The 22,899-nt window shown below is 52.6% G+C and carries 23 protein-coding genes and 1 pseudogene; 17 read left to right on the forward strand and 7 right to left on the reverse strand.

Features of this window, described 5'->3' with window-relative positions; translation table 11 throughout:
- Window positions 1-187: 187 nt before the first annotated feature.
- Window positions 188-1,093: an NAD(P)-dependent oxidoreductase gene (locus AQR02_RS02680; RefSeq protein WP_054939278.1), complete on the reverse strand. Its 906-nt coding sequence runs from the start codon at window positions 1,091-1,093 to the stop codon at window positions 188-190.
- A gap of 248 nt (window positions 1,094-1,341) precedes the next feature.
- On the opposite strand from AQR02_RS02680, the gene AQR02_RS02685 reads away from it, so the two are divergent.
- The 3 genes from AQR02_RS02685 (at window position 1,342) to AQR02_RS02695 (ending at window position 4,039) form a co-directional block, all read left to right on the forward strand.
- Window positions 1,342-2,697, forward strand: a complete 1,356-nt coding sequence (locus tag AQR02_RS02685) for a glucose-6-phosphate isomerase (protein WP_054939279.1) — start codon at window positions 1,342-1,344, stop codon at window positions 2,695-2,697.
- 124 nt (window positions 2,698-2,821) lie between these two features.
- Window positions 2,822-3,454 (forward strand): YigZ family protein, encoded by a 633-nt coding sequence (locus tag AQR02_RS02690; RefSeq protein WP_054939280.1) that lies wholly within the window; start codon window positions 2,822-2,824, stop codon window positions 3,452-3,454.
- A gap of 3 nt (window positions 3,455-3,457) precedes the next feature.
- On the forward strand, window positions 3,458-4,039 hold the full coding sequence (locus AQR02_RS02695; protein ID WP_054939281.1) for a TetR/AcrR family transcriptional regulator: 582 nt from the start codon (window positions 3,458-3,460) through the stop codon (window positions 4,037-4,039).
- Window positions 4,040-4,187: 148 nt separating this feature from the next.
- On the opposite strand, the gene AQR02_RS02700 is transcribed toward AQR02_RS02695, so the two are convergent.
- Window positions 4,188-4,589 carry a secondary thiamine-phosphate synthase enzyme YjbQ gene (locus AQR02_RS02700; RefSeq protein ID WP_054939282.1) on the reverse strand — a complete coding sequence of 134 codons (402 nt, stop codon included), beginning with the start codon at window positions 4,587-4,589 and terminating at the stop codon, window positions 4,188-4,190.
- A 196-nt stretch (window positions 4,590-4,785) separates the two neighbouring features.
- Between AQR02_RS02700 and cysT the strand changes: the two genes are divergently transcribed.
- Genes cysT through AQR02_RS02720 form a run of 4 tightly spaced genes read left to right on the forward strand, consistent with a single transcriptional unit; the run spans window position 4,786 to window position 8,552 of the window.
- Complete coding sequence (gene cysT / locus AQR02_RS02705) at window positions 4,786-5,601, forward strand: sulfate ABC transporter permease subunit CysT (RefSeq protein ID WP_054939283.1); 816 nt, start codon at window positions 4,786-4,788, stop codon at window positions 5,599-5,601.
- Window positions 5,598-6,395 carry a sulfate ABC transporter permease subunit gene (locus tag AQR02_RS02710; protein WP_054939284.1) on the forward strand — a complete coding sequence of 266 codons (798 nt, stop codon included), beginning with the start codon at window positions 5,598-5,600 and terminating at the stop codon, window positions 6,393-6,395. The genes cysT and AQR02_RS02710 overlap by 4 nt, the downstream gene beginning before the upstream one ends.
- A gap of 2 nt (window positions 6,396-6,397) precedes the next feature.
- The gene (locus tag AQR02_RS02715; protein ID WP_054939285.1) at window positions 6,398-7,462 is read left to right on the forward strand and encodes a sulfate/molybdate ABC transporter ATP-binding protein; all 1,065 of its coding nucleotides are present in this window, start codon (window positions 6,398-6,400) and stop codon (window positions 7,460-7,462) included.
- Between the two features lie 19 nt (window positions 7,463-7,481).
- Entirely contained in the window at window positions 7,482-8,552 is a 1,071-nt protein-coding gene (locus AQR02_RS02720) for a sulfate ABC transporter substrate-binding protein (RefSeq protein ID WP_054939286.1), read from the forward strand.
- Between the two features lie 140 nt (window positions 8,553-8,692).
- Here AQR02_RS02720 and AQR02_RS35430 read toward each other — a convergent pair whose 3' ends face one another.
- On the reverse strand, window positions 8,693-8,956 hold the full coding sequence (locus AQR02_RS35430) for a DUF1720 domain-containing protein (RefSeq protein WP_082451593.1): 264 nt from the start codon (window positions 8,954-8,956) through the stop codon (window positions 8,693-8,695).
- Window positions 8,957-9,044: 88 nt separating this feature from the next.
- On the opposite strand from AQR02_RS35430, the gene AQR02_RS02730 reads away from it, so the two are divergent.
- On the forward strand, window positions 9,045-9,827 hold the full coding sequence (locus AQR02_RS02730) for an MBL fold metallo-hydrolase (RefSeq protein ID WP_054941963.1): 783 nt from the start codon (window positions 9,045-9,047) through the stop codon (window positions 9,825-9,827).
- Window positions 9,828-10,269: 442 nt separating this feature from the next.
- Here AQR02_RS02730 and AQR02_RS02735 read toward each other — a convergent pair whose 3' ends face one another.
- Window positions 10,270-10,638, reverse strand: a complete 369-nt coding sequence (locus AQR02_RS02735) for an SDR family NAD(P)-dependent oxidoreductase (protein WP_054939288.1) — start codon at window positions 10,636-10,638, stop codon at window positions 10,270-10,272.
- Window positions 10,639-10,998: 360 nt separating this feature from the next.
- On the opposite strand from AQR02_RS02735, the gene AQR02_RS02740 reads away from it, so the two are divergent.
- Both AQR02_RS02740 and AQR02_RS02745 read left to right on the forward strand, forming a co-directional pair.
- On the forward strand, window positions 10,999-11,580 hold the full coding sequence (locus tag AQR02_RS02740) for a GNAT family N-acetyltransferase (protein ID WP_054939289.1): 582 nt from the start codon (window positions 10,999-11,001) through the stop codon (window positions 11,578-11,580).
- A gap of 17 nt (window positions 11,581-11,597) precedes the next feature.
- Window positions 11,598-13,421, forward strand: a complete 1,824-nt coding sequence (locus AQR02_RS02745; RefSeq protein WP_054939290.1) for an ABC transporter ATP-binding protein — start codon at window positions 11,598-11,600, stop codon at window positions 13,419-13,421.
- A gap of 79 nt (window positions 13,422-13,500) precedes the next feature.
- Here AQR02_RS02745 and AQR02_RS02750 read toward each other — a convergent pair whose 3' ends face one another.
- Complete coding sequence (locus tag AQR02_RS02750) at window positions 13,501-14,307, reverse strand: Cof-type HAD-IIB family hydrolase (protein ID WP_054939291.1); 807 nt, start codon at window positions 14,305-14,307, stop codon at window positions 13,501-13,503.
- A 42-nt stretch (window positions 14,308-14,349) separates the two neighbouring features.
- Window positions 14,350-15,294, reverse strand: a complete 945-nt coding sequence (locus AQR02_RS02755) for a DMT family transporter (protein WP_054939292.1) — start codon at window positions 15,292-15,294, stop codon at window positions 14,350-14,352.
- 224 nt (window positions 15,295-15,518) lie between these two features.
- Between AQR02_RS02755 and AQR02_RS02760 the strand changes: the two genes are divergently transcribed.
- The 4 genes from AQR02_RS02760 to AQR02_RS02775 all read left to right on the forward strand — a co-directional run bounded on the left by AQR02_RS02760 (window position 15,519) and on the right by AQR02_RS02775 (window position 18,590).
- Window positions 15,519-16,232 (forward strand): metal-dependent hydrolase, encoded by a 714-nt coding sequence (locus tag AQR02_RS02760; protein ID WP_054939293.1) that lies wholly within the window; start codon window positions 15,519-15,521, stop codon window positions 16,230-16,232.
- A 266-nt stretch (window positions 16,233-16,498) separates the two neighbouring features.
- Window positions 16,499-17,446 carry an ABC transporter ATP-binding protein gene (locus AQR02_RS02765; RefSeq protein ID WP_054939294.1) on the forward strand — a complete coding sequence of 316 codons (948 nt, stop codon included), beginning with the start codon at window positions 16,499-16,501 and terminating at the stop codon, window positions 17,444-17,446.
- The gene (locus AQR02_RS02770) at window positions 17,443-17,682 is read left to right on the forward strand and encodes a hypothetical protein (RefSeq protein WP_054939295.1); all 240 of its coding nucleotides are present in this window, start codon (window positions 17,443-17,445) and stop codon (window positions 17,680-17,682) included. The genes AQR02_RS02765 and AQR02_RS02770 overlap by 4 nt, the downstream gene beginning before the upstream one ends.
- Window positions 17,664-18,590, forward strand: a complete 927-nt coding sequence (locus AQR02_RS02775; RefSeq protein WP_054939296.1) for an ABC transporter permease — start codon at window positions 17,664-17,666, stop codon at window positions 18,588-18,590. Before AQR02_RS02770 ends, AQR02_RS02775 begins: the two co-directional genes overlap by 19 nt.
- A gap of 80 nt (window positions 18,591-18,670) precedes the next feature.
- Here the strand turns inward: AQR02_RS02775 and lplA are convergent, their stop codons facing one another.
- Complete coding sequence (lplA, locus tag AQR02_RS02780; protein ID WP_054939297.1) at window positions 18,671-19,672, reverse strand: lipoate--protein ligase; 1,002 nt, start codon at window positions 19,670-19,672, stop codon at window positions 18,671-18,673.
- A 189-nt stretch (window positions 19,673-19,861) separates the two neighbouring features.
- Between lplA and cobD the strand changes: the two are divergent.
- From cobD to AQR02_RS02795, 3 genes and pseudogenes are all read left to right on the forward strand, one after another.
- A pseudogene (gene cobD, locus AQR02_RS02785) lies at window positions 19,862-20,948 on the forward strand (threonine-phosphate decarboxylase CobD).
- A gap of 808 nt (window positions 20,949-21,756) precedes the next feature.
- Window positions 21,757-22,512, forward strand: a complete 756-nt coding sequence (locus AQR02_RS02790) for an adenosylcobinamide amidohydrolase (RefSeq protein WP_054939298.1) — start codon at window positions 21,757-21,759, stop codon at window positions 22,510-22,512.
- 151 nt (window positions 22,513-22,663) lie between these two features.
- On the forward strand, window positions 22,664-22,899 hold a 236-nt coding region (locus AQR02_RS02795), incomplete at its 3' end, for a cobalamin biosynthesis protein (RefSeq protein WP_148449125.1).

Raw genomic sequence — 22,899 nt, forward strand, 5'->3', positions numbered from 1 at the left:
GCTGTGCATCACTGTCGAAAGTTTTTTTCTGTACCCCGGCCAGCCTGGCGGCATCCTGCGGATCGGCAGGCAATATACTAAGCATGTTATTCCTCCTTGGGAGAATATGTACATACTAGCTTACTCTAATGGACGCAGGCAGCAAAAAGACGCAAGCCTGAGTTAGGGCTGCGTCTGCATTGGAAATCTATTCCTGAGTGGTGGCTGTAGCGCCGATCTTCCGGCCAATCCATTCTTCATAGGATTTGATAACTGCGGACAGGTCTTCGTCCCCATAACCATGATTGAAGCCGGCCTGGAACATGCTCTTGGCTACACCAAGCATCGGTGTGGGTACGCCGGTGGAATCGCTGAGCGCGGAAGCAAGCTTCAGATCCTTCAGCATCAGTGCCAGGGAGAACTGGTTGCTGAAGTCGTCCTCAATGATCTTGCGGCCCTTCAGCTCCGCCTGCTTGCTGCCCGCCGAACCGTTCTGGACAAGCTCCAGGAACTTGTCTGCCGGTACGCCGTTCTTCACGGCGATGGAGAAGCCTTCAGCGAGTGCGACGTTATGGATGCCGACCATAGAGTTGTGGGCCAGCTTAGCTACAGCACCGCTGCCGTTATCGCCCATATGCAGCAGGAGGCGGCCCATAGTGTCGAAGATATCCCGGTGCGCTTCGATGACTTCTGCTTTGCCGCCAACCATAAATACAAGAGTACCTTCGATAGCAGCCGGTTTGCTGCCTGTTACCGGAGCATCAAGGAAGCTGCCGCCGCGTTCTTCCACCGCTGCAGCGATTTCTTTAACCAGTCCGGGGGAAATTGTGCTGGAATCGATGACCACGGCTCCCGGCTTAAGGGCTGCCAGTATGCCGTCCTCACTGTAGAACACCTCACGGATCGAATCATCGTTGCTGATCATGGTAATAATAACATCCTTGCCCTGTGCTGCAGCCTGTGGAGTAGCCGCCGCTTGTGCGCCTTCTTCTTCCAGCGGCTTGCATTTCGCAGCCGTGCGGTTATATACCGTGACCTGGAATCCGCTTTTCAGCAAATTGGAGGCCATAGGAGCACCCATTGTTCCGAGTCCGATAAAGCCGATCTGTTTCATTCCATCTCCACCTTCACTCTTTAAGTTCACTTTTCTACATTCTATCACGGCATTTAGGGTTGTTCCACAGGGCATTATATCTTTGTATATACGGCAAGCGCTTCCATGAAACTCTCAAAAACATGGTCCAAAAGCCGTGGATGTGCCCTAAGACCTTGCCAGTCAAGGCAAATTAAAGTATCCTAGATTATAAAGTTGTAACAAACGGTGTCAAATCTAAAGAGAAAAACAGGAGGTTACCATAACCGATGTCCAAGAAGATTAATTTTGACTACAGCAAAGCCCTGTCCTTCTTCAACCAGCATGAAATCGACTATTTTGCCGCTCCAATTCAATTAGCCCACGAGCAATTGCATAACAAGACTGGAGTAGGCTCCGATTTCCTGGGCTGGATCGATCTCCCTAATGCATATGACAAGGAAGAGTTCGCCCGTATTCAACAGGCAGCCGAGAAGATCCAGAGTGATTCCGATGTGCTGATTGTTATCGGTATCGGCGGTTCTTATCTGGGAGCACGCGCTGCCATCGAGGCACTTACGCATTCCTTCTACAATAACCTTTCCAAAGATCAGCGCAAGACACCGGAAGTATATTTTGCCGGTAATAACATCAGCTCTACATACATCACGCACCTGCTTGATCTGGTGGAAGGCAAAGACTTCTCCGTGAACGTAATTTCCAAATCCGGTACAACAACTGAGCCGGCTATCGCTTTCCGTATTTTCCGCGCAGCACTGGAGAAGAAATACGGCAAAGAAGAAGCACGCAAACGCATTTACGCGACTACAGACAAGGAAAAAGGCGCACTCAAGAAGCTTGCTAACGAAGAAGGCTACGAGTCGTTCATTATTCCTGACGATGTAGGCGGACGTTATTCCGTGCTGACACCGGTAGGACTTTTGCCGATCGCTGTAGCGGGAATCAACATTGAAGAAATGATGCAGGGGGCAGCAGCCGCAGCGGATGAGTTCAACAATCCGGATGTAGCTTCGAACCAGGCTTATCAATACGCTGCAGTGCGCAACGCGCTGTACCGTAAAGGCAAAACTACAGAAATTCTCGTGAACTACGAGCCGTCCCTGCACTTTGTCTCCGAATGGTGGAAACAATTGTTCGGCGAAAGTGAAGGCAAGGATTACAAAGGTATTTATCCTTCTTCTGTTGACTTCTCTACGGATCTGCACTCCATGGGCCAGTTCATTCAAGAGGGTAACCGCAACATCTTTGAAACGGTAATCCAAGTGGAGCAAGTCCGTCATCACATTACGCTTGAGAGCGATGCTGACGATCTTGACGGCCTGAATTTCCTTTCCGGTCAAACCGTTGATTTCGTTAACAAGAAGGCTTTCCAAGGAACACTGCTGGCTCACACAGACGGACAAGTGCCGAATCTGGTGGTTACCATTCCAGATCAGACTCCTTATACTTTTGGTTACCTGGTTTATTTCTTTGAAAAAGCCTGCGGTATCAGCGGATATCTGCTTGGCGTTAACCCGTTTGACCAACCGGGCGTAGAAGCATATAAGAAGAACATGTTCGCGCTGCTGGGCAAACCGGGCTACGAAAAAGAAAAAGCGGAGCTGGAAGCCAGACTTACTGAATAGCATTACAGCACACCTTAGACCATTCATACAAATGCAGTAACTGGGAGCAGTCCGCAGGTAATTCTTACCGGGGCTGCTCCCAAACTATATCAAGTTATCATAGACAGGTAAGGACTGGAATAGGATGCTGGAACAATATCGGACGGTGCGTTCTCCCGGGTCCCGGGAAGTCGTAATCCGTAAGTCGCGGTTTATCGGCCATGTAATGCCGGTGGACAATGAAGAAGAAGCTGTGCAATTTATCGAGAACATCAAGAAACAGCATTGGAATGCCGCACATAACTGCTCCGCTTATATGATTGGAGAACGAGACGAGATTCAAAGACAGTCAGACGACGGGGAACCGAGTGGAACGGCCGGTAAACCGATTTTGGAAGTAATCCGCAACCAACAAGTTAAAAATGTCGCAATTGTCGTTACCCGTTATTTCGGAGGCATCATGCTGGGAGCAGGCGGGCTAATCCGGGCGTATACGGATGGTGCTGTTCTTGCCCTGGAGGCCGGAGAAGTTATCACCCGTGTGTTAAGGCGCGAAGTGTTCGTGCAGATCGACTATACCTGGCTTGGCAAGGTAGAGAATGAACTGCGGAGCAGAGCCATTAAGACCGGCGAAACTGCTTTTACCGATACAGTGACGCTGCTGTGTCTTCCGCGGAATGATGAAGGTGACGCCTTTATGGCATGGATAACAGATCTTACCCAGGGGCAAGCACTGGTTACAGAAGGGCGGCGGATTTACTACAGCGAAGGGGAATAGATGATGGCAAGAAGAGCAGTGGAGCGGGAGTTGTCGAGAGAGAGGATTCTGGAGGCGGCAAGGCATCTGTTTATTACCAAGGGCTACCGTGCGATTTCAATGCGCAGCATCGGTCAGCATTTGGGGTACAGCCATGGCTCACTCTATTATCATTTCAAAGAAAAAGCAGAGTTATTTTATGCGATTGTTGTTGAGGATTTCAATCACGTGGCAGCATTGCTTAGCGAGGCAATGAACAACCCTCCTGAACAGGGGATGACCCGGGTAGAACAGCTTGTGATGGAATTTATCCGTTTTGGACTGGATCATCCTTATCAGTATGAGATCATGTTTATGATCCGTGATGAAGAGCTTCTCGCGTATTGCCGGGCAGAACAGGGGCGATGTTTTGAATTATTCGCAGGCATTGTGCGCCGGCATATGAAGGAAGAAGGATATGTTTCCGAGGATTGGCAGAGTGTTCCGCTGACGTTATTTTTATCTGCTCACGGATTTATTTCATATTATATTCAGGATAAGGTATCATTCGAGGACGTGAAGCAGGCGGCACTGACGCATATCAAGGTACTAAGCCGCAGTTTATAGAGTGCATTTTTTGGGGCTCATCGCTTTAGAACAGTGCATTGGTATAACTTTACTTGGTGAAAGTGTTATAGAAGCTATATATTATATAGAAGCGGCCCCATTGGATCTGACGGAGCCGCTTCTTTTTTCGAATAACAGGAGAACCGGATCAGCCCTCGATAATTTTCACATAACACTCGCGGTGTCTCGGCCCGTCGAATTCGCAGAAATAAATGCCTTGCCAGCGGCCCAGGAGCAATCTGCCCTCATGGATAATGATGCTTTGGGATGGACCGGAGGTAATCGATTTCAGGTGTGAAGCGGTATTGCCTTCTGCATGACGGTATTTAGGATGCTCCCAGGGGTACACCTCGTCCAGCCTCATCAGAACATCATGCTTTACGTCAGGATCGGCATTTTCATTAATGGCAATTCCGGCAGTGGTATGCGGACAATAGACGACGGCTATTCCGTTTTGTACACCGCTCTTTTTTACATAAGAAATGACTTCCCTGGTGATATCCCGCAATTCATCACGCTTGCTGGTCGATATCTCGATGGTATGGAGCATGGTCAGTTCCCCTTTCGCACTCTTGGATAGCAATAATAATATATTTTACCCCAAAACTCTGCGAAAGTAATTGACGAGCACGAGATGCATTTGGTAAAGTAGTGATAATTATAAAACCAAGTATATTAATAGGAATAATTAAAGGATCAATGGCTACTATACCGACCGGATATCCGGAGGTGGGGGGACTTATAACTTGAATTCGCTGCTAAGACATAAGGGATGGACCTGGGGATTTCGTACGACTATATTGCTGTATTTTGTAGTCCTGATCATTTTGCCGATAATGGGCGTCTACTACAATTCGTTTTCGCTGGGCTTCAGCAGCTTTGCCGAGAGCATAAGCGACCCTATTGCCTGGAAGTCGGTACTCCTCACACTGAAATTGGCCGTTATCGCTACAGTTATAAATGTACTGCTCGGCACAATGATCGCCTGGGTGCTGATCCGCTACCGTTTTCCCGGTAAGGCTCTGCTGAACAGTCTGGTCGATCTGCCCTTTGCCCTGCCGACGGCAGTTGGGGGACTGATGATTCTGCTGCTGCTCGGCCCCGGCAGTCTGATTGGCGGGCTGGCGGAGAAGCTCGGCTTTGAGATTGTTTTTCATCAGCCGGCGATCGTGATCGCCATGATTTTTGTTACTTTCCCGTTTGTGATCCGGGCGGTCCAGCCGCTGCTGGAGGAGCTGGACCCTTCCGAGGAGGAAGCGGCTTATACGATGGGAGCCAAGAGCAGCCGGGTATTCCGGCAGGTCATTCTGCCCTCCATGGCTCCTGGGATGATTAGCGGAGGAATGCTGGCTTTTTCCCGGGCGCTGGCCGAGTTCGGGGCAGTGGTTCTCGTAGCAGGCAATATTCCGGGCCGGACACTCGTGTCCTCCGTGTTTATTTTCGGTGAGGTAGAAAGTGATAATCCGGTTGGCGCCGCTGCGGTGTCGGTCATTCTATTGACCTTATCCTTTGTGATTCTCTGGCTGATTAATATGCTGCAGATGCGGGGGAGAAGATCATGAGAAGACTATGGATTGGGCTCACTTATCTTGTGTTTTTCCTGCTGATTGCGGCTCCCCTGGGCAAGATGACCACGGAGGCCTTCAGTGAAGGCTTCGGCGGCTTCTGGGCATCCCTGTCCCGGCCGGAGGCGCTGCATGCACTGATGATGACCTTGCTTGTGGTAATTGTGGTTACGCTGCTGAACACCTTGTTTGGAATTATGATGGCTCTTTATCTTGTACGTGCCAACTGGCTGGGTGCAAGGCTGCGAGGACTGCTGAACAGCATCGTCGATCTGCCATACGCTGTATCTCCGGTCATTGGAGGACTGATGATTGTATTGCTTTTGGGACCGGATAGCGCTTTGGGTGCGGTATTTGAACAAATCGGAGTAAAGATTGTTTATGCTTTTCCGGGAATGGTCATTGCCACGCTGTTTGTCACCTTCCCGCTGATGGTGCGTGAGGTGATGCCGGTGCTGCAGGAGATCGGTTCACAGCAGGAGGAGGCCGCTTCGACACTCGGAGCGTATGGCTGGACAACCTTTTGGAAGGTCACCTGGCCTTCGATCCGCTGGGCGGTCATCTATGGTGTAATTCTTACAGTTGCCCGCTCGCTGGGTGAATTTGGTGCAGTGCTGGTCGTTTCCGGCAACATCATGAACAAAACCCAAACCGCTACTACACTGGTATATCAGGATGTAGAGAATTTCAATGTGACTGCTGCGGGCGGTGTGGCGCTGGTACTGGCCGCATTCTCCGCAGGGCTGCTGCTGTTAATGGAATGGAGTAAGAGAAGAAAGGGTGTGCACTAGAGATGCATGTAGAAGTTCGGGGACTGAATAAGCATTTTGGAGATTTTCACGCCGTTAAGGACATCAATTTCGGAATTACCAAAGGTCATCTGATTGGCCTGCTCGGGCCAAGCGGCGGCGGCAAAACCTCGATTCTGCGCATGCTGGCAGGACTGGAGACACCGGATAGCGGTGAAATTATTTTTCATGGCAAAACGGTCAATACTCTTCCACCCCAGGAGCGGGAAATCGGCTTTGTGTTCCAGAACTATGCGCTCTTTAAGCACATGACCGTGTATGAGAATATTGCCTTTGGGCTTAAGGTGAAAAAAGTAAACAAAAATACCATCCAGAACCGGGTTATGGAGCTTGTTGAGCTTACCGGCCTGAAGGGATTCGAGAAGCGATATCCGCATCAGCTCTCCGGGGGCCAGCGTCAGCGGGTGGCGTTTGCCCGGGCACTTGCACCTGAGCCGCAGCTGCTGCTGCTGGATGAACCTTTTGCAGCCATTGATGCGAAGATCCGCCAGGAGCTGCGTTCATGGCTTCGCGAGCTGATTGAACGTGTCGGCATCACCTCGATCTTCGTTACGCATGACCAGGATGAAGCGATTGAAGTTGCCGATGAGATTATGATCATTAATCAGGGACGTCTGGAGCAAAAGGGGACCCCGTGGGATATCTATAAGGAGCCGAAGACGCCGTTTGTGGCTACCTTTATCGGAGAATCTACGCTGATCGAGAGCGCAAGTGAGCTGAAAGGCTTCAAGAATGCGGGTGGCGGTAAACCGACGAAGGCGCTGATCCGTCCGGAATATATCGAAGTAGGCTATCTGCATGAATTCAAAATGGCTTCGGCCACAGAGCAGGGTATTGTGAAGCACTTGCATTTCCGCGGCAGTGAATGGCTGGTGGAGGTTGAGGTGAACGGGCATAAGCTGGTGACGTACCGGTCTCTGGAGAAAGAGACACTTACACCGGGCCAGGAAATTTCCGTGCTTGTCCACCGCGCCTATCTGTTCAATGACGAGCGCAGCTGGATTCAGGAGAACGGGCTGAAGGAAGATCCGATGCCTGTGTTTATTTAAACAAAGGATGTGTGCCGGGATGAGGGTTCTCAAAAGGAGCAGACAACTGCACGGATGGCTGGCAGCCCTAATGCTGGCAATGCTCGCACTGGCTCTGGCCGGCTGCGGGAACGGTAAGGAAACGGCGGAAGGTGCAGCGGCTCCGCAGCAAGGTGATCTGACGCTAGTTGTCGGCGCCTATAGTGTGGTGAAGGATGCGATGAGTGATATTCTGCCGCTGTTCGCAGCGGAGTGGAAGGCCAAGACGGGCCAGAAGATCGTATTCCAGGAGTCCTATGAAGCTTCGGGCACCCAAGCCCGGGCGATTGCCGGAGGATTCGAGGCGGATGTAACGCTGCTGGCCCTGGAAGGCGACGTCGGGAAACTGGTGAAGGCCGGGCTTGTAGCAGATACATGGAAAGATCACGGTGTGAACGGAATGGTGACCCGCTCAGTAGTGGCGCTTGGCACGCGGGAAGGCAACCCGAAGGGGATTCATGATTTTGCCGATCTCGCAAAGCCTGGTGTAAAGGTGCTCTACCCGAATCCGAAAACCTCCGGCGGAGCGCAGTGGGATATCAACGCGATCTATGGCGCCGGATTGAAGATGTCAGAAGAGCAGACAGGGGTTAAGGACCCTGCTGCCGCCAAAGCTTTTCTGGAGAGCGTGCATGCCAATGTGGAATCGCTGGATAAGAGCGGGCGGGCATCGATGGCGGCCTTTGAGTATGGCGTAGGCGATGTCATTGTCACTTACGAGAATGAGCTGCTGGCGCGGATTGCCCAGGGCGTGAAATATGAGGTTATCATTCCGAAGGATACGATTCTGATCGAGAATCCGGCTGCAATCGTAGATAAATATGCCGATGAACATGGTACGCGCGAGGCTGCTGAGGCGCTGGTGGATTTCCTGACGACGAAGCAGGCGCAGGAGGTCTTCGCCAAATACGGCTTCCGTCCGGTAAACGAGCAGGTCTATGCGGAGAATGAGAGCCGTTATCCGGTTCCCTCCGGGCTGTTCGGGATTGATTATCTCGGCGGCTGGGCGGAGGTCCGGGAGACGCTGTATTCAAAGCGGGGTGTCTGGTATCAGGTGCTGGCCGGCATTTAGCCTTTCGACTTTCAGCCGGCGGCTGTGATTTAAGCGGAAATAATGGATAAGCAGAGCCGTTCCTTCAATGCTGGAGGGGCGGTTTTTTTGATGCAAATAACGGGGCGGACCGGTCAAATCAACGGGAAAAATCCCGTTGATTATCCGCAAAGTGGGCGGAGCGGCGAAATCAACGGGAAAAATCCCGTTGATTGCCCGTAAAGTGGGCGGAGCGGCGAAATCAACGGGAAAAATCCCGTTGATTGTCCGGAAAGTGGGCGAAGCGGCGAATTCAACGGGATAAATCCCGTTGATTGTCCGGGTATTCTTCCCGTGGACAAGTGTAAGTGTGTTCTGGCTGTGAAGCCAGGCCTCAGGGAAGCCTGAATGTTTAGCCATCCGGGTGATTTTGTTCCAAGGCTCATTGGAAGCTTAATGGATGAGTTGAACAGTGATATGTACTATAATGGGGGTTACATAACTTCCGAACCGGAACTGAAGGAGAGAGTGAAGATGGATACGCTGGTGTTTTTGGGGACAGGCGACGCCATGGGCGTACCCCGGGTGTACTGCAGCTGTGAGACCTGCATGGAAGCTAGAACGGACGGGCGGAATGCCCGACTGCGCTCATCTGTGCTTATCGATAATGGCAGTGATTTTCTGGCGATTGACTGCGGGCCGGACTGGCGGAGGCAAATGGAGCTGCAGGGATTGCGCAGTATGCGCAGACTGCTGGTGACCCACGCCCATTTCGATCATATCGGGGGGCTGCCGGAATGGGCGGATGCCTGCCGCTGGATGGGCTATAGAGGTGAGCTGTATGCCCCCGCAGAGGTGATCCCTGTGATTCTGCGGCAATATCCGTGGCTTAGCAGTCATATCGATATGATTCCCTGCGATGACGGAATCGCGCTGGATGGCTGGCAGATCAGCAGCTGGCGGGTGAACCATGGCAAGAACGGCTATTCCTATGCCTACCGGCTGGAAAAGAAGGGGTATGCGTGGGTGTATTGCTCTGACTCCATCTCGCTGGGACCGGAGGAGACCAAACCGATGGTTGGGGCGGATCTGCTGGTGCTGGGCACAAGCTTTTATTACGAAGCGGCGGAGCTGGCTACACGCTCTGTGTACGATATGACAGAAGCTGCGGAGCTGCTTAAGCTCATAAAGCCGCGCCGTACCGTGTACACCCATATGTCGCATGATGTGGATATCCGCAAAGACTACATTTTGCCGGAGGGAGTTACCCTGGCTGAGACGGGGATGAGGGTTGCGCTGGAGCGGGGAAAGAGCTGAAGAGCTGCTCATTATTCTGCGGTATTATCAAAGAGAAAATTTTAATGGGAAAACCTCCAACTAATTCGCCCGGTTGCACCTGAAATCAGGATATAGGTGGAAAAACTCCATCAACCTCCACGGAAAATACCGGCTTTGTCCCTATGGGGAGAGATTAGTTGGAGAATTTCCCATTAGAGTATCCCTATTACCTGTCGATAAGAAATTAGGTGGAGGAAATCCTACTGCTGTGTCTTTGTCACTCCAAGAAAATGCTCTCCGGGCGGCCGTTCATGGTGCATACCGGGTGGTCTGTGAATAAACTTAGTTTTAAATAGACGCGGCATTCCTGCCATAATAGCAGCATTTAAATAGGGACCCTACTTAGCGGCGTATGCCGCCGGGCAGGGTCCCTGTCTGTAATTCTTGGTCATGCCGCCGGTGACATTGATCGCCTGGCCGGTCATCTAAGCGGAGAGGGGACTGGCGAGAAACAGAACAACATTAGCCCCATCCTCCACTTCAGCAGTCCGGCCAAGCGGCACCTTCGCGCCCCGGCTTGAGAAACCAGATACACGCCTTTGGCGTTGATATCCATGACCTTATCCCAATCCGCTTCCTTGACAACCACGGCAAAATCCATCGTTGACGTGCCGCTATTATTCACCAGGAAATCAATCCGGCCAAACGTCTCCACTGCACAGTCCATCAGCCGCGCGGCATCCCTGCTCACTGTCATATCCATCCGGATCTGCACCAGCCGCTCATGTACGCGCTCCAGCTCCGCCTTGCAGGCGATATCGCCGATGACGACATTTGGCTCCAGCCTCAAGGAACAAATCGGCGATGCCCTTGCCTATGCCGGTAAACCCCCGGTGACCACCAGTGTTTTTTCAGTGAAATCAATACTTAGCATGGCTGCCCTTGTCCTCCCGGATTAGCTTCGGAACGGGTCATCACTGATGCCTGCTTCGAGCACGATGCTTATTCATGCTCAGTCCTGGCCCAGCAGGACGGCTTTTTGCTGTTTGTGCCTTGTCTCCGCCTTGAGAACGAGAAAGGTTACTTCCTGCGTCTCTGTTCATCCCCTCTCTCCGTTTTGTAAACTAATAAGAGATATGTCACTTCCAAGTAAAGGGTTTAACACTATAATTCGGGAAAGTGATTTGAACGAAGATGGGAGGATAAGAAGATGACTCATCCTGTAATTCCAATTATGCTGGATATTCCAGAGAGTTTTGAAACACAGCGTCTGCTGATCCGGGCCGCGCGCTGGGGCGATGGAGCAGAGATGAATGAGGCGATCGCAGAGAGTCTGAATGAGCTGAAGCCGTGGATGATTTTTGCCCAAAGCCTGCAGACGCCCGAGGAAACCGAGCAATATGCACGGGAGTCGCGGCTCAAATATCTCGACCGGAGCAATATGCACATGAATATTTATAACAAGGCTGATGGAACCTTCATCGGCTGCAGCGGCCTCCACCATATAGACTGGGATGTCCGCGCTTTTGAGCTTGGATACTGGATCAGAAGCTCCTGTGCGGGAAAGGGCTATATGACGGAAGCGGTGAACGCGATCACTGAGTTTACCATCCGGGAGCTGGAGGCTAACCGGACTGAGATCCGATGCAGCGGACGGAATACCAAAAGTGCAGCTGTGGCGGAGCGTACGGGGTACAAACTGGACGGCATTCTGCGGCTTAACATGCGCGGCTTTGACGGAGAGCTTCATGACAGTAAGGTATATGCGAAGGTGCGCGGAGCGGAATTTTAAATAAGGGGGATGTTCCATTGAAGAAGAGCGTATTCTCCAGATTAAGTACATACATGCTCAGGCACAAGCTGATTTATACAGTACTGCTGATGACTACCCTGGTCAGTATTGTCTATGATCTTACAACAGCCTGGTATCTTTCGAGAATCACCGATGCCGCGGTCCGCCTGGATGTGGGCGCTTTTTCAGGGCTGATTGCTTTTGGCGTTGTTTTCTTAATTGTAGGTTCGCTCAACAATTATGCGGGTGCTTATTTCAAAACTAAGGTCTCGGCCAAAATCAGAAATGAGCTGCGGCTGGAAATGATGGGGCACACGCTCCGTTTGCCGCAGTCCTATTTCGACCGCAACCATTCCGGCGATTTGCTGTCCCGGTTCACGAATGATAATCAATCGGTGGGTGAAGCCTGCGGAAGGGTGATGATCGATCTCATCCGCAATCCGCTGCTCGCACTGGCAGCCTTTGCTTACCTGCTATATATTAACTGGCTGCTCGCTTTAATCTGTTTTGCGATGGGCCCGCTGCTTTTTCTTACGGGTAAAGTATTCGGCAATGCGATGCGCATCAATAGTGTGAAGCTGCAGGAAAGCATGAGCCGGACGACGTCCTTTTTGAATGATATCCTCGGGAGCAGTGTGGTGTTCAAGTCCTTCTCCATCGAGCGCAGACTGTTGAAGCAGTATCAGGGACACAGTGAGGATATTAATGCGACAGAACAAAATCGCGGTAAAATCGAAGGGGCTACAGGAGCATTAGCGTCTTTGCTGGGCAATGCGACCTTCGTTCTGGCCCTGATCATCGCCGGATGGTTCGTGGCGAAGGGTAAGCTTGAGGTAGTGGCGATGATCGCATTTATTCAACTGATGAACTATCTGATCATGCCGTTCTCGTCGCTTCCGGGCCTGGTAGCCTCCATGCAGCAGTCGCTGGGTGCGGCGGAGCGGATTTTTGAAGTCATCGATGAGCCTGCCGAGGTCAAAGTTCTGCCGGAGCCGATGGAGAAGCAGCCTGACTTCGAACGTCTGGTGCTCTCGGAGGTTTCCTTTCAATATCCGGATGCCGGAAAATCCAGCCTGTGCAAGATCAGCATGGAGCTGCCGCAAGGCTCGCAAGTGGCGGTGGTCGGACCGAGCGGAGGCGGGAAATCCACACTGTTCAAGCTGCTGCTCGGGTTCTATACGCCGGATGAAGGTGCGATCGCGGTTAATGGAACGGATATTAAAGACTTGAGCCTGGACCACCTGAGAAGCTATTTCGCCTATGTGCCGCAGGAATCGGGACTGTACACCGGAAGTATCCGCGATAATATTCAAAACGGAAGACCGGGTGCACCGGATGATGAGATTGAGGATGCACTGCGGCAGGCGAACGCCTATGACTTTGTGATGGAGCTGCCGGATGGCATGGACACAGACATCGGTGAGCATGGCTCCAGGCTATCCGGAGGCCAGCGCCAGCGCCTGTCGATTGCCAGAGCGATGCTGAAAAATGCGCCGGTTCTGCTGCTGGATGAAGCTACGGCGGCGCTGGACAACGAATCGGAAAAAATGGTCCAGCAGGCCATCCGCAAGCTGATGAAGGATAAATCAACGATTGTTATCGCCCACCGCCTGTCGACCATTCAGAATGCTGATCTCATTCTGGTCATGGAGAACGGGGAGATTGTGGAGCGCGGCAGCCATGACGAGCTGCTCGCATTGGAAGGCCGCTACTATGATCTCTACCATTCACAGCTGGAGCAGGAAGACGGTGCAGCGGAGGCTGGAAATAGAGAAGAAGCTACCGTAAAAACGGTAAATGCAGCAGCCCAGACGTTCACGGCTGCCGTATCCGGGCAATAAAATCATTAGAAAGGGTGCCTTGCGCCGGGTTCTTCAAGAACCGGCGGCAAGGCACCCTTTTGCTAGGCAGACAAGCTGATTATTCGGCTGTTTGCAGAATGAATTTATCGATGGCATATTTCACGCCGTCTTCGTTGTTGCTGAGGGTTACAAAGTCGGCGATTTCCTTCAGTGCGGGAATGGCATTAGCCATGGCGACACCGAGGCCGGCTGCTTCCAGCATCTCATGATCGTTCCAGGAGTCGCCGACGGCGATCGTTTCGGACAGCTCGCAGCCGAAGTGCTGAGCCAGGAACTCAAGCGCAAGACCCTTGGTGCCTTCATGGTGCATGATTTCCAGGAAGTGTGGCTTCGATTTGGTGATGTGGACCGAATCGCCCAGCAGCTCGCGCAGAATCGGCGAAAGCTCATCCAGGAACGCAGGATCATCGATGATGAGCATTTTTGGTGTTTTTTGCGGAACGAGCTTACCTTCCCAGTCCGGCTCGATGTAATACTGGGTTCTGTTCAGCTGGGAGTATTCAATCAGCTTCTGGTTTTCTTCGCGCGCATACAGCTTGTCATCAATATAGGTCTGCAGGTGAAGGTCATGATCCACGCAGTACTGGAACAGCTTGCGCACGGCATCCTGCGGCACGTAACGTTCGTAGAGCACTTTTTCGTCCATCAGATTCTTCACCAGCGCACCCTGATAAGTGATGATTGGCACGTTCAGTCCGGTCTGGCGGGCAATGGCCTGGGCAGAGGCATAGGCGCGGCCGGTTGCGAGAGTGACAACAACGCCGGCAGCGACAGCCCGCTCCAGCGCAGTTTGGGTGGCAGGGGTGACTTCCTTGTCATCATTAATCAGTGTGTCATCAATATCGATTGCAATCAGTTTGTACATTCGGGTTCTCTCCTAAAGGTTATTGTATTAGTATAGATGAACTCACCGGTCTGATGAAACCAAAGGGATGGATTCATCATGATCCTGGACGGTCCGGGCAGGCTCGGGGCTGAGCTCTGCCATCAGCATTCCTGCAAGGATGCAAAGGCAGCCCAGTCCAGCGGATAAGCCCAGCGTCTCGCCGCCGAAGACAAGCCCTGTGAAAGCGGCGAATACCGGCTCCATCGCATAAATGATAGCTACCCGGGACGGTGTGGTGTACTTCTGGCAGGCCGTCTGAATCCAGAAGGCAAAGGCGCTGGTCGGCCCGATCGAAATCAGCAGCGCCCATAGGACATCCGGCTTCATGACCAGCTCTGCACTGTGCGCAAGCGGTGCAGTTCCATCTACGATCAGCGAGGCGATCGTGCTGAGCAGGCCGACAAAAGCCAGCTGCAGCGTAGCCAGCGGCAGGGCCGGATAACGCGGCGCATACACGCCGGTATAGGATACCTGCAGGGCGAAGGCGATGGCGCAGAGCAGAATCAGAACATCGCCTTTGTTGAGCGAGAGGGCAGAGCCGGTGAAGGTGAGCAGATACAGTCCTGCTACGGCAAGTCCCGCGCTGAACCAGGTATACCGGGAGATGGTATGCTTCAGCAGCGCCAGGGACAGGAAAGGGACGATCACTACCGAGAGGCCGGTGATGAACCCAGTGTTGGAAGTGGTCGTGTACAGCAGCCCCATCGTCTGGAAGCCATAGCCCATAAACAGAAAAAGGCCCAGCAGCAGGGAATGTCCCACCATGCGCCAGCTTAGCATTCTCCATTCATGGCGGTAAAAAACAGCCGTGATCAGTGCCAGCAGCAGGGCGGCTCCTGTGAAGCGGATACTGTTGAAGGCAAGCGGCGGCAGCACTCTGACGGCATGCTGAACAATCAGAAACGTGCATCCCCACATCATTGCCACCAGGAGCAGACTGAGATCGGCTATTCGGGAGCGATTCACCGTGGTCATCCTTTCATGAAATACAGAAAACGTATCAAGTTGTCCAAATTGTATCCTAAAACCAGGGGAAGGACAAGCCAAAACTACACCGGAGCCAAGCCGGTAACAGAATTCTTAATCCTAAATAAATGTTCTGGCTGGACAAAAAAACGCTCTCTTGGTATACTTCGGTAACCGCACATTTGTTCTTATTTTTGACATCCTAGAAAGGGGCGGTTTCCAAGATGATGGGCAAATCCCATTTAGTAATCAGCACCGGGGTTACGCTCTCTGTGATGAATCTGCTCGGTTATGAAATCACGATCCCGGCGGTTGCCGTAGCGGCGGTCAGCGCACTGCTGCCCGATATTGATGAGCCGAACTCGCTGCTGGTCCGCAAGGCTGTCCCTGAATCACTGCTGCGGCTTTTGCAGGTTGCCTTAATTGGGGCAGCGATCTATCTTTATTTCGCCGGCATCGCCGCTCCTCCGTGGAATATCGCCCTGGCTCTGCTGGTCGGCAGTGTGTCGTTTCTGCCGGGCCGCAGGCTGCGGCATCTGTTCATGCTGCTGATCGCCCTGGCGCTGTTCGCGTTCGCAGACGATTACGATCCCTGGAACTACATTGCCGCCTGCCTGCTGGTCGTATCCTCAGTGGTCCCGCACCGGGGAATTACGCATACGTTATACGCGGTTGCCGGCTGGGGAGCGCTGCTCTACTTCGTCTCTCTCGGCATGAATGACGGCGGCAGCCTGTGGATTGCCGGAGGCATGTCGTACCTGCTTCATCTGCTGGCCGACTCGCTGACCCAGCGCGGAATTACCCCGCTGCCGCCGCTGCCCTTCAAGCTGAGGCTGAAGCTGATGAGCACCGGTACGAAGAAGGGCAGCAAGGTGGAGCATGTGTGCATTGTGCTCACACTGGCCCTGGCCGTTTATGTGTTTGTGCTTACCCCTTGAGACGGGCGAAGCCCTCATGGGGCAACGAAGGTTTTCCGCTGCTTGCAGCGGGGAGCCTTTTTTTGACTTATCAGAAAGTATATATTCGGGGGTTCCCGCAATGTATCTGAATCAGCTTCCTTGAGAAGGCCCCGCTTTGTGGGGTTGTTTTACGTTCGCCGCCTTCTTCAGGCATGATGTTATTTAGTTAACTGCCCCCGCGAATAGGCATTGCTATATTTGATTATACGCAGGACCGGCTGACTAACGGAGGGAGTAATCAATGTATGGAGCATGAGGTATTTCTGTCTGTGGAGGAATTATGCAAAAGATATGGTGAACTGCCCGCAGTAGACAATGTAAGCTTTTCGGTACGCAAGGGAGAGGTATTCGGGCTGCTCGGGCCCAATGGAGCCGGTAAAACCACGACCATAAGAATGTTATGCGGTCTCTTGAAAGTTGATTCAGGCCGGATTGCCGTAAACGGCATCTCCATGTCTTCCGGCTATGAGCGGATTAAAGCGATGATAGGGCTGTGTCCGCAGGAAATTGTGGTATGGGAGCTGCTGACCTGCCTTGAACAATTGAAATTTGCCGGGATGTCCTATGGCCAAACCTCCAGAGCAGCCGGTAATAAGGCCGAAAGCCTGCTCCAATCGCTTGGGCTGTGGGAGAAAAGGAATAAGCTGGCCAAGACGCTGTCCGGCGGTATGCAAAGAAGACTTAATATCGCGCTGGCACTTGTCCATGACCCGCAGCTGATCATATTGGATGAACCGCAGGCCGGGCTTGACCCCCAGAGCAGGATTCTTGTGCGTGATTTCATCCGGCGGCTGGCAGAGGAACGGACGGTTATCCTGACTACGCATGACATGGATGAAGCGGACAGACTTTCAGACAGAGTGGCCATCATGGACTACGGGAAGGTGCTGCTGACAGACACTCCAGAAAAGCTCAAGGAGAAGTCCGGTGCGGGGGAGCTTTTGCAGATACGGGTAAAAGGGGTAAGCGCCGATGCAGCCCGTCAAGTTCTGAAGTCGATGCCGTATGAATGTACCGAGAGAAAGTATACAGATGGACTTTTTCTGCTTGGAGGAAGCGGTGTGCTGGAGCTTATCCCGAAGGTGAGCCAGAGATTAAAAGCTTTTAACATACCTATAGAAGATATGACGGTTCGAAAACGGACGCTTGAGGATGCCTTTATTGCTCTGACCGGAAGGGGGCTGCGGGAATGAAGCTGGCGGCTTCGGTTAGCAAATCCTTTAAGGAGAACCTAAGAGACTGGAAGATTCTTACGATGGTTCTGCTGTTCTCTCCGTTCTTTTTAGTACTGATGAACCTTTTTTACGGGGGAACGCCTGCTGCCTATCATTTAGGTATTCTGAATCTGGATTCAGGACGTACATCGATTGAATTAATCCATAGCCTCAAGCTGATGGAGGGCAGGACAACTTGCGGATCTTTAAAATAAGCGGTTTCGATAATGAGGATCAGTTGAAGGCACAGGTAAAAGAAAAGGCCATGGATATAGGCATCGTTATACCCGAAGACTATTCGGGCAAGTTAGCCGGCATGGCTGCCGGGAACAACCTGGCTCCTGCTCAGGTTAGCTTTTATGGAAGCATGGGGAATATGCGATATTCGGTTGCGGCGGTTTTCGCGGCAGACGGTGTATACAAACAAGGTATAGATATCGCAAAAATAACGCTGCCGGCAGACATAAGTGAAACTTTTCTGGAGAAAAAACAGTCTTTGAATGAATTTGAAGGATATGTTCCGGGTTTAATTTCTTTGGCGGTACTAATGGTTCTTTTTACGGCATCCGCTTCCATCGTGAAGGAAAATGATAAAAGGACACTCATCAGATTGAAGCTTAGCCGTCTGGGCGCGTTCAATTTCCTTGGCGGCATATGTATTACACAAGCCACTATAGCAGCAGGAGCCATTATTCTGTCCTATGGGACAGCACTTGGGTTAGGTTACAGGCCGGCACCGGACGGAGGCTTAGGCGCAATCCTTGTCATTGGGATCCTGTCGAGCTTCTCGATGGTGGCCATAAGCTTAGTGGTGGCAAGCTTCCTGAATACGATGTTTGATGTGTTAACCATTGGCTGTTTTCCGTTCTTTATCCTGATGTTTTTCTCAGGCAGCATGTTCCCCTTACCGAAGCTGAATGTAGGTACAATCCATGGGCATTCCTTTGGGATAACCGATGTGCTTCCGCTTACGCATACCGCAAATGCTTTTAATAAAATTCTGAACTATGGAGCAGGCTTAAGTGGGGTTTGGTTTGATTTCATCATGATTTCTCTGCTCACCGTACTATATTTCGGAATAGGATTAATGCTCTACCAGAAGCGTAAGCTTTCCAGAGCGTAATCGATACTAATAAAAAACCAGCCAGACCCCGGGTTTACGGAGCTTGGCTGGTTTTGTTTATAGGGCTAGTCCCAATAAGCCTATTCTTCCAGGAAAATAAGCCCGATAAAGTCCTCCGGCTCAATCCGCCCGAAATAATGCGTCAGGTCTAGCCCGGACAGGGCCTCTCTGACCTCTGCATTCTCATAACGTTTGCCGCGCAGTGCGTTCTCCACGTCAACCACATCGCCGACGCCGAAGAAGTCACCGTAGATTTTGATATCTTTAATGTAGGAATCTTCAATGTCCATGCGGATATCGACGAGCCCTGCCGGGAATTTGCGGGTGTGCTTCACATTGCTCTTCGGCGACAGTCCGTAGTTCCAGTCCCAGTTCTGGTAGTGCTCCTTGGAGATTTCGTTAATCCGCACCCAGTCATCCATGGTCAGCTTGTACTGCGGAACCTCGGAAGGCTCCATGCCGAAGATGGAACGCAGCAGCCCGTCGCGGAATTCCTCGATGGTCATGTCAGTGCCAAGCAGCTCTTTGATATTGGCTACGCGGCTGCGCACGGATTTGGTGCTCTTGGATTTGAATTTCTCCGGATTGACGTTCAGGGATGCCTGCACATCGTCAAGGTTCAGGTCAAACATCAGGGTGCCATGGCTGAACATGCGTCCGCGCGTGGAGAACTGGGCGTTGCCGGAGATTTTGCGCTCACCGACCTGGAGGTCGTTGCGGCCGCTCAGCTCGGCATTGACACCCATGGACTGCAGATAGTCGATGACCGGCTGGGTGAATTTCAGGAAGTTATGGAACGACTGGCCGTCGTCCTTGGTAATGAAGCTGAAGTTGAGATTGCCAAGATCATGATAGACAGCCCCGCCGCCGGACAACCGGCGTACGACCTGAATGTTGTTGTCTTTTACATACTCCTGGTTGATCTCTTCGATTGTATTCTGGTGTTTGCCGATGATAATGGACGGGCTGTTGATATAAAAGAGCAGGTAGCTGTCGTCCATCGGCAGATTCTTAAGCGCAAATTCCTCGATCGCCAGATTAATTGATGCGTCTGTGATTCCTGTGTTATCAATAAAAAGCATAGTGTATTCCTCCGCCTGTGCATGGTTAACTACTGCATTTATTCTAAACTATCTAAGCTGAATTTGAAAACAAACATCTGGAAAAGTGACATATTCATAATAATAGAAAGCATTGACGTACTTCTGCGATAGAGGCAATAATTGGGTCAATGAACTTAAACGAGAGAGAAGATTAAAGGGAGTGTAGGCATGCTTGAAAAATATGGCCACGGCGGAGATCTGCTGACGGCCGCGGAACTCTATGGTGCGGGGAACGGCGCTTTTCTGGATTTCAGCGCCAATATCAATCCGCTCGGTCCGCCGCCCGGCGTACTGGAGCTGCTGCGGGATGCGGCCGCTGCTATTACGGCATATCCGGATCCCGGGCACCGCAGATTAAAGGCTCTGCTCGAAGAGGAGCTGGGAGTGGGCAGTGACTGGATCACTGTAGGCAACGGGGCGGCGGAATCGATGGCGCTGCTGCTGCTGGCCGTGGACCCGCGTAAGGTGGGAATTGTAGAGCCCTGCTTCTCAGAGTACCGGCAGCTGTCCGAACAGTTCGGAGCAGAGGTGCTCTCCGTCCAGGGAACGGGGGAGGCAGGAGTACCGGGCAGGGGTGGAACAGATCGCCGGGCTGCTGGAGCAGGTCGATCTGCTGTTCCTCGGGCAGCCGAACAATCCGAACGGCGTCCAGTACGCTCTTGAGGATGTGCGGCTGCTGGCCCGCAAGGCGGAAGCCTGCCGCACAATCCTTGCCGTGGATGAAGCGTTCATCGACTTCATCCCGGAGGAGCGGCGGCAATCCCTGCTGCCGGAGCTGGGGTCTTACCGGCATACGGTGCTGATCCGCTCGATGACGAAGTTCTATGCCATTCCGGGGCTGCGGCTGGGCTTCACCCTTGCAGCCCCGGAGCTTGCCGCAGCCATGACCGGCAAGCAGGTGACCTGGAGCGTGAACGGCCTGGCGCTGCTGGCCGGGGAAGCCTGCCTGCGCAGCGGGCGCGGCTACGAAGAGCGTACGCGCGGGCTGATCGCAGCGGAGCGGGAGCTGCTGCGGGAGGGGCTGCTGCGTCTCGGCTGCGCTGTGCCGCCGGGCGAGGCGAACTTCCTGCTCCTGGAATTGCCCGCAGCGTGGAGCGCTGGGGCTATGCAGGAGCAGCTTGGCCGCAGGGGCATCCTGGTGCGCAGCTGCGCCATGTACCCGGGCCTTGCAGCCGGACATCTCCGCGTTGCGGTTAAGGGGCATGAGGATAATGCCCGGCTGCTGCGGGAGTTGGGAGAGATCCTGGAGGGTTGAATGAGCTTTCGCGCAATGGGTCACGGGCTAAGTGCTAGAGCCAAGAGTTGTAGCCAAGAGCTGTTACTGTCAGTTTAGGTGGATATTATCCGGTAATGAAATGATTTCAGGGTAAGTGTATACATGAAATGTACTCTGTTGTATTTCCTACAACAGAATACGCTCTGCGGAGGCATTAATTGAAAGCTATTGTACTCTGTACCATTGAAATCAGAGAAACATGCGTTTTCTGCGTTATTCGCGGAAATCTAATGTACGAAATACAGCAGAATGGATGTGGCGGGTGAAATTAGCCGGATCTGCTGTACAAAGTGCAGGCTTGTTAAGAACGTTGTTTTGAGGGGACGGAGATACAGTAGCAGTAGCGGGATTTTCTCCCGCTAACTTACACTAAAGTGGAGGGAGACAGACCCTAGTGGGATATTCTCCCGCTAATAGTTCTTCTATAGCTATAAATACACATTTCTCTTGAAATTAGCTGGAGGTTTTCCGCCTATATTCTGATTTTGGGCGGAAATGAAAGAATTAGCTGGAGGTTTTCCCGCTATAGTTTATCCAATGGGCTAGGGGTAGCATCCGATAGGCGGGAAAGCATCCGATAGATGGGGATAGTATCAGATAGGCGGGAAAGTATCCGATAGATGGGGATAGTATCAGATAGGCTGGATAACATCAGATAGGCGGGAAAGTATCCGATAGACGGGGATAGCATCAGATAGAGCGGATCGATTCTGCGCCAAAGCCAAATAGGCGGATCCCTGTAAAAACACAATGACAACACTAAAGTTACGAAAGGAGCGGATTAGATATGACGGAAGTGAAGATTCCTTTTGAGCTTGCCGGAGGGTTGAGAGCGTATCGCTCAAGGGTCTGGCCGGGGCTAGTTTTGGAATGGAAGCAGGAGCATCTGCTGCTGGAATTCCCGGCTGAGGCGGACAGTATTTCGAGTGCAGTGTATGGCGGGGGAATGGGCCGGCTTAAGCGTGCCGTGAACCAGTACGTCAGCCGTGATTATGAGTGCAGCAATCCTGTGCGCGATATGGAGAACAAGCTGGCGGAATGGGGATATCCGCCGGAAGGCAGCACGGGACTGATGACAGCAGTGCCGCTTGAGCATGCGGCTGTAGCCGAAGAAGATACAGGCTCGGCAGGCATTTTCTGCTGCGTAACTGCAGCCGCAGGCAATGCGGCCCGGGCCGGGGTGGAGCGGAGCGTGCTGAAGGCCTACCGCCCGGGCACGATCAACATTATGCTCGGCATTGACGGCCTGCTGACACCGGCAGCGATGGTCAATGCCGTGATGACGGCAGCGGAAGCCAAAGCTGCCGCCCTGGCCGATCTCGGGATCACCGATCCTGAGAATGGCCTGATCGCTACGGGCACGACTACCGATGCAGTCGTGCTTGCCGTCAGCGGAAGCCGCCGCTACGGGGCGGAGCATGTCTATGCCGGCACAGCCACTGACCTTGGCGGCACTGTCGGCCGACTGGTCTATGCCGCTGTAACTGGCAGTCTCCAATCGGTGAAGGCTGTACAGGAGTTGGCAAGGAAGAACAGCGAATGAGGCCTTATTGGAGCCGGATGTCGAGTGACCGGCAAATAGGTGTTGTATTAAGCAGGATATGGAAGAACCAACAAGTGGATGCTGGTCTGAGCTGGCTAAGGAGAGACCGGCAAACAGGCGCTGTGCTATGCCGGTCATGGAGGGACCAGCCATGACCATTGCTTTGCTATTACTGGCAGCCTATGTGCTGGACCGGATGGTCGGCGATCCCCGCAGCCTGCCCCATCCTGTGGTGCTCATGGGGAAGGAGATTACTGCACTGGAGCGGCTGATCCGCCGCTTCGTCCGGCAGCCGCGCAGCCTGAAGCGGGCCGGAGTGCTGCTGCCGCTGCTCGTTGCGGGCGGCTGCTGGCTGCTGACAGCAGCGCTTCTGTGGCTGCTGTCCGG

Origin of the sequence: Paenibacillus ihuae (assembly GCF_001368795.1) — a bacterium.
Taxonomy (GTDB): Bacteria; Bacillota; Bacilli; order Paenibacillales; family Paenibacillaceae; genus Paenibacillus_AQ; species Paenibacillus_AQ ihuae.

Coding starts and splice junctions, on each gene's coding strand:
- AQR02_RS02680 (WP_054939278.1), bottom strand. CDS start 1,093: ATGAAACAGATCGGCTTTATCGGACTCGGAACAATGGGTGCTCCTATG.
- AQR02_RS02685 (WP_054939279.1), top strand. CDS start 1,342: ATGTCCAAGAAGATTAATTTTGACTACAGCAAAGCCCTGTCCTTCTTC.
- AQR02_RS02690 (WP_054939280.1), top strand. CDS start 2,822: ATGCTGGAACAATATCGGACGGTGCGTTCTCCCGGGTCCCGGGAAGTC.
- AQR02_RS02695 (WP_054939281.1), top strand. CDS start 3,458: ATGGCAAGAAGAGCAGTGGAGCGGGAGTTGTCGAGAGAGAGGATTCTG.
- AQR02_RS02700 (WP_054939282.1), bottom strand. CDS start 4,589: ATGCTCCATACCATCGAGATATCGACCAGCAAGCGTGATGAATTGCGG.
- AQR02_RS02710 (WP_054939284.1), top strand. CDS start 5,598: ATGAGAAGACTATGGATTGGGCTCACTTATCTTGTGTTTTTCCTGCTG.
- AQR02_RS02715 (WP_054939285.1), top strand. CDS start 6,398: ATGCATGTAGAAGTTCGGGGACTGAATAAGCATTTTGGAGATTTTCAC.
- AQR02_RS02720 (WP_054939286.1), top strand. CDS start 7,482: ATGAGGGTTCTCAAAAGGAGCAGACAACTGCACGGATGGCTGGCAGCC.
- AQR02_RS35430 (WP_082451593.1), bottom strand. CDS start 8,956: ATGAGCCTTGGAACAAAATCACCCGGATGGCTAAACATTCAGGCTTCC.
- AQR02_RS02730 (WP_054941963.1), top strand. CDS start 9,045: ATGGATACGCTGGTGTTTTTGGGGACAGGCGACGCCATGGGCGTACCC.
- AQR02_RS02740 (WP_054939289.1), top strand. CDS start 10,999: ATGACTCATCCTGTAATTCCAATTATGCTGGATATTCCAGAGAGTTTT.
- AQR02_RS02750 (WP_054939291.1), bottom strand. CDS start 14,307: ATGTACAAACTGATTGCAATCGATATTGATGACACACTGATTAATGAT.
- AQR02_RS02760 (WP_054939293.1), top strand. CDS start 15,519: ATGATGGGCAAATCCCATTTAGTAATCAGCACCGGGGTTACGCTCTCT.
- AQR02_RS02765 (WP_054939294.1), top strand. CDS start 16,499: ATGGAGCATGAGGTATTTCTGTCTGTGGAGGAATTATGCAAAAGATAT.
- AQR02_RS02770 (WP_054939295.1), top strand. CDS start 17,443: ATGAAGCTGGCGGCTTCGGTTAGCAAATCCTTTAAGGAGAACCTAAGA.
- lplA (WP_054939297.1), bottom strand. CDS start 19,672: ATGCTTTTTATTGATAACACAGGAATCACAGACGCATCAATTAATCTG.
- AQR02_RS02790 (WP_054939298.1), top strand. CDS start 21,757: ATGACGGAAGTGAAGATTCCTTTTGAGCTTGCCGGAGGGTTGAGAGCG.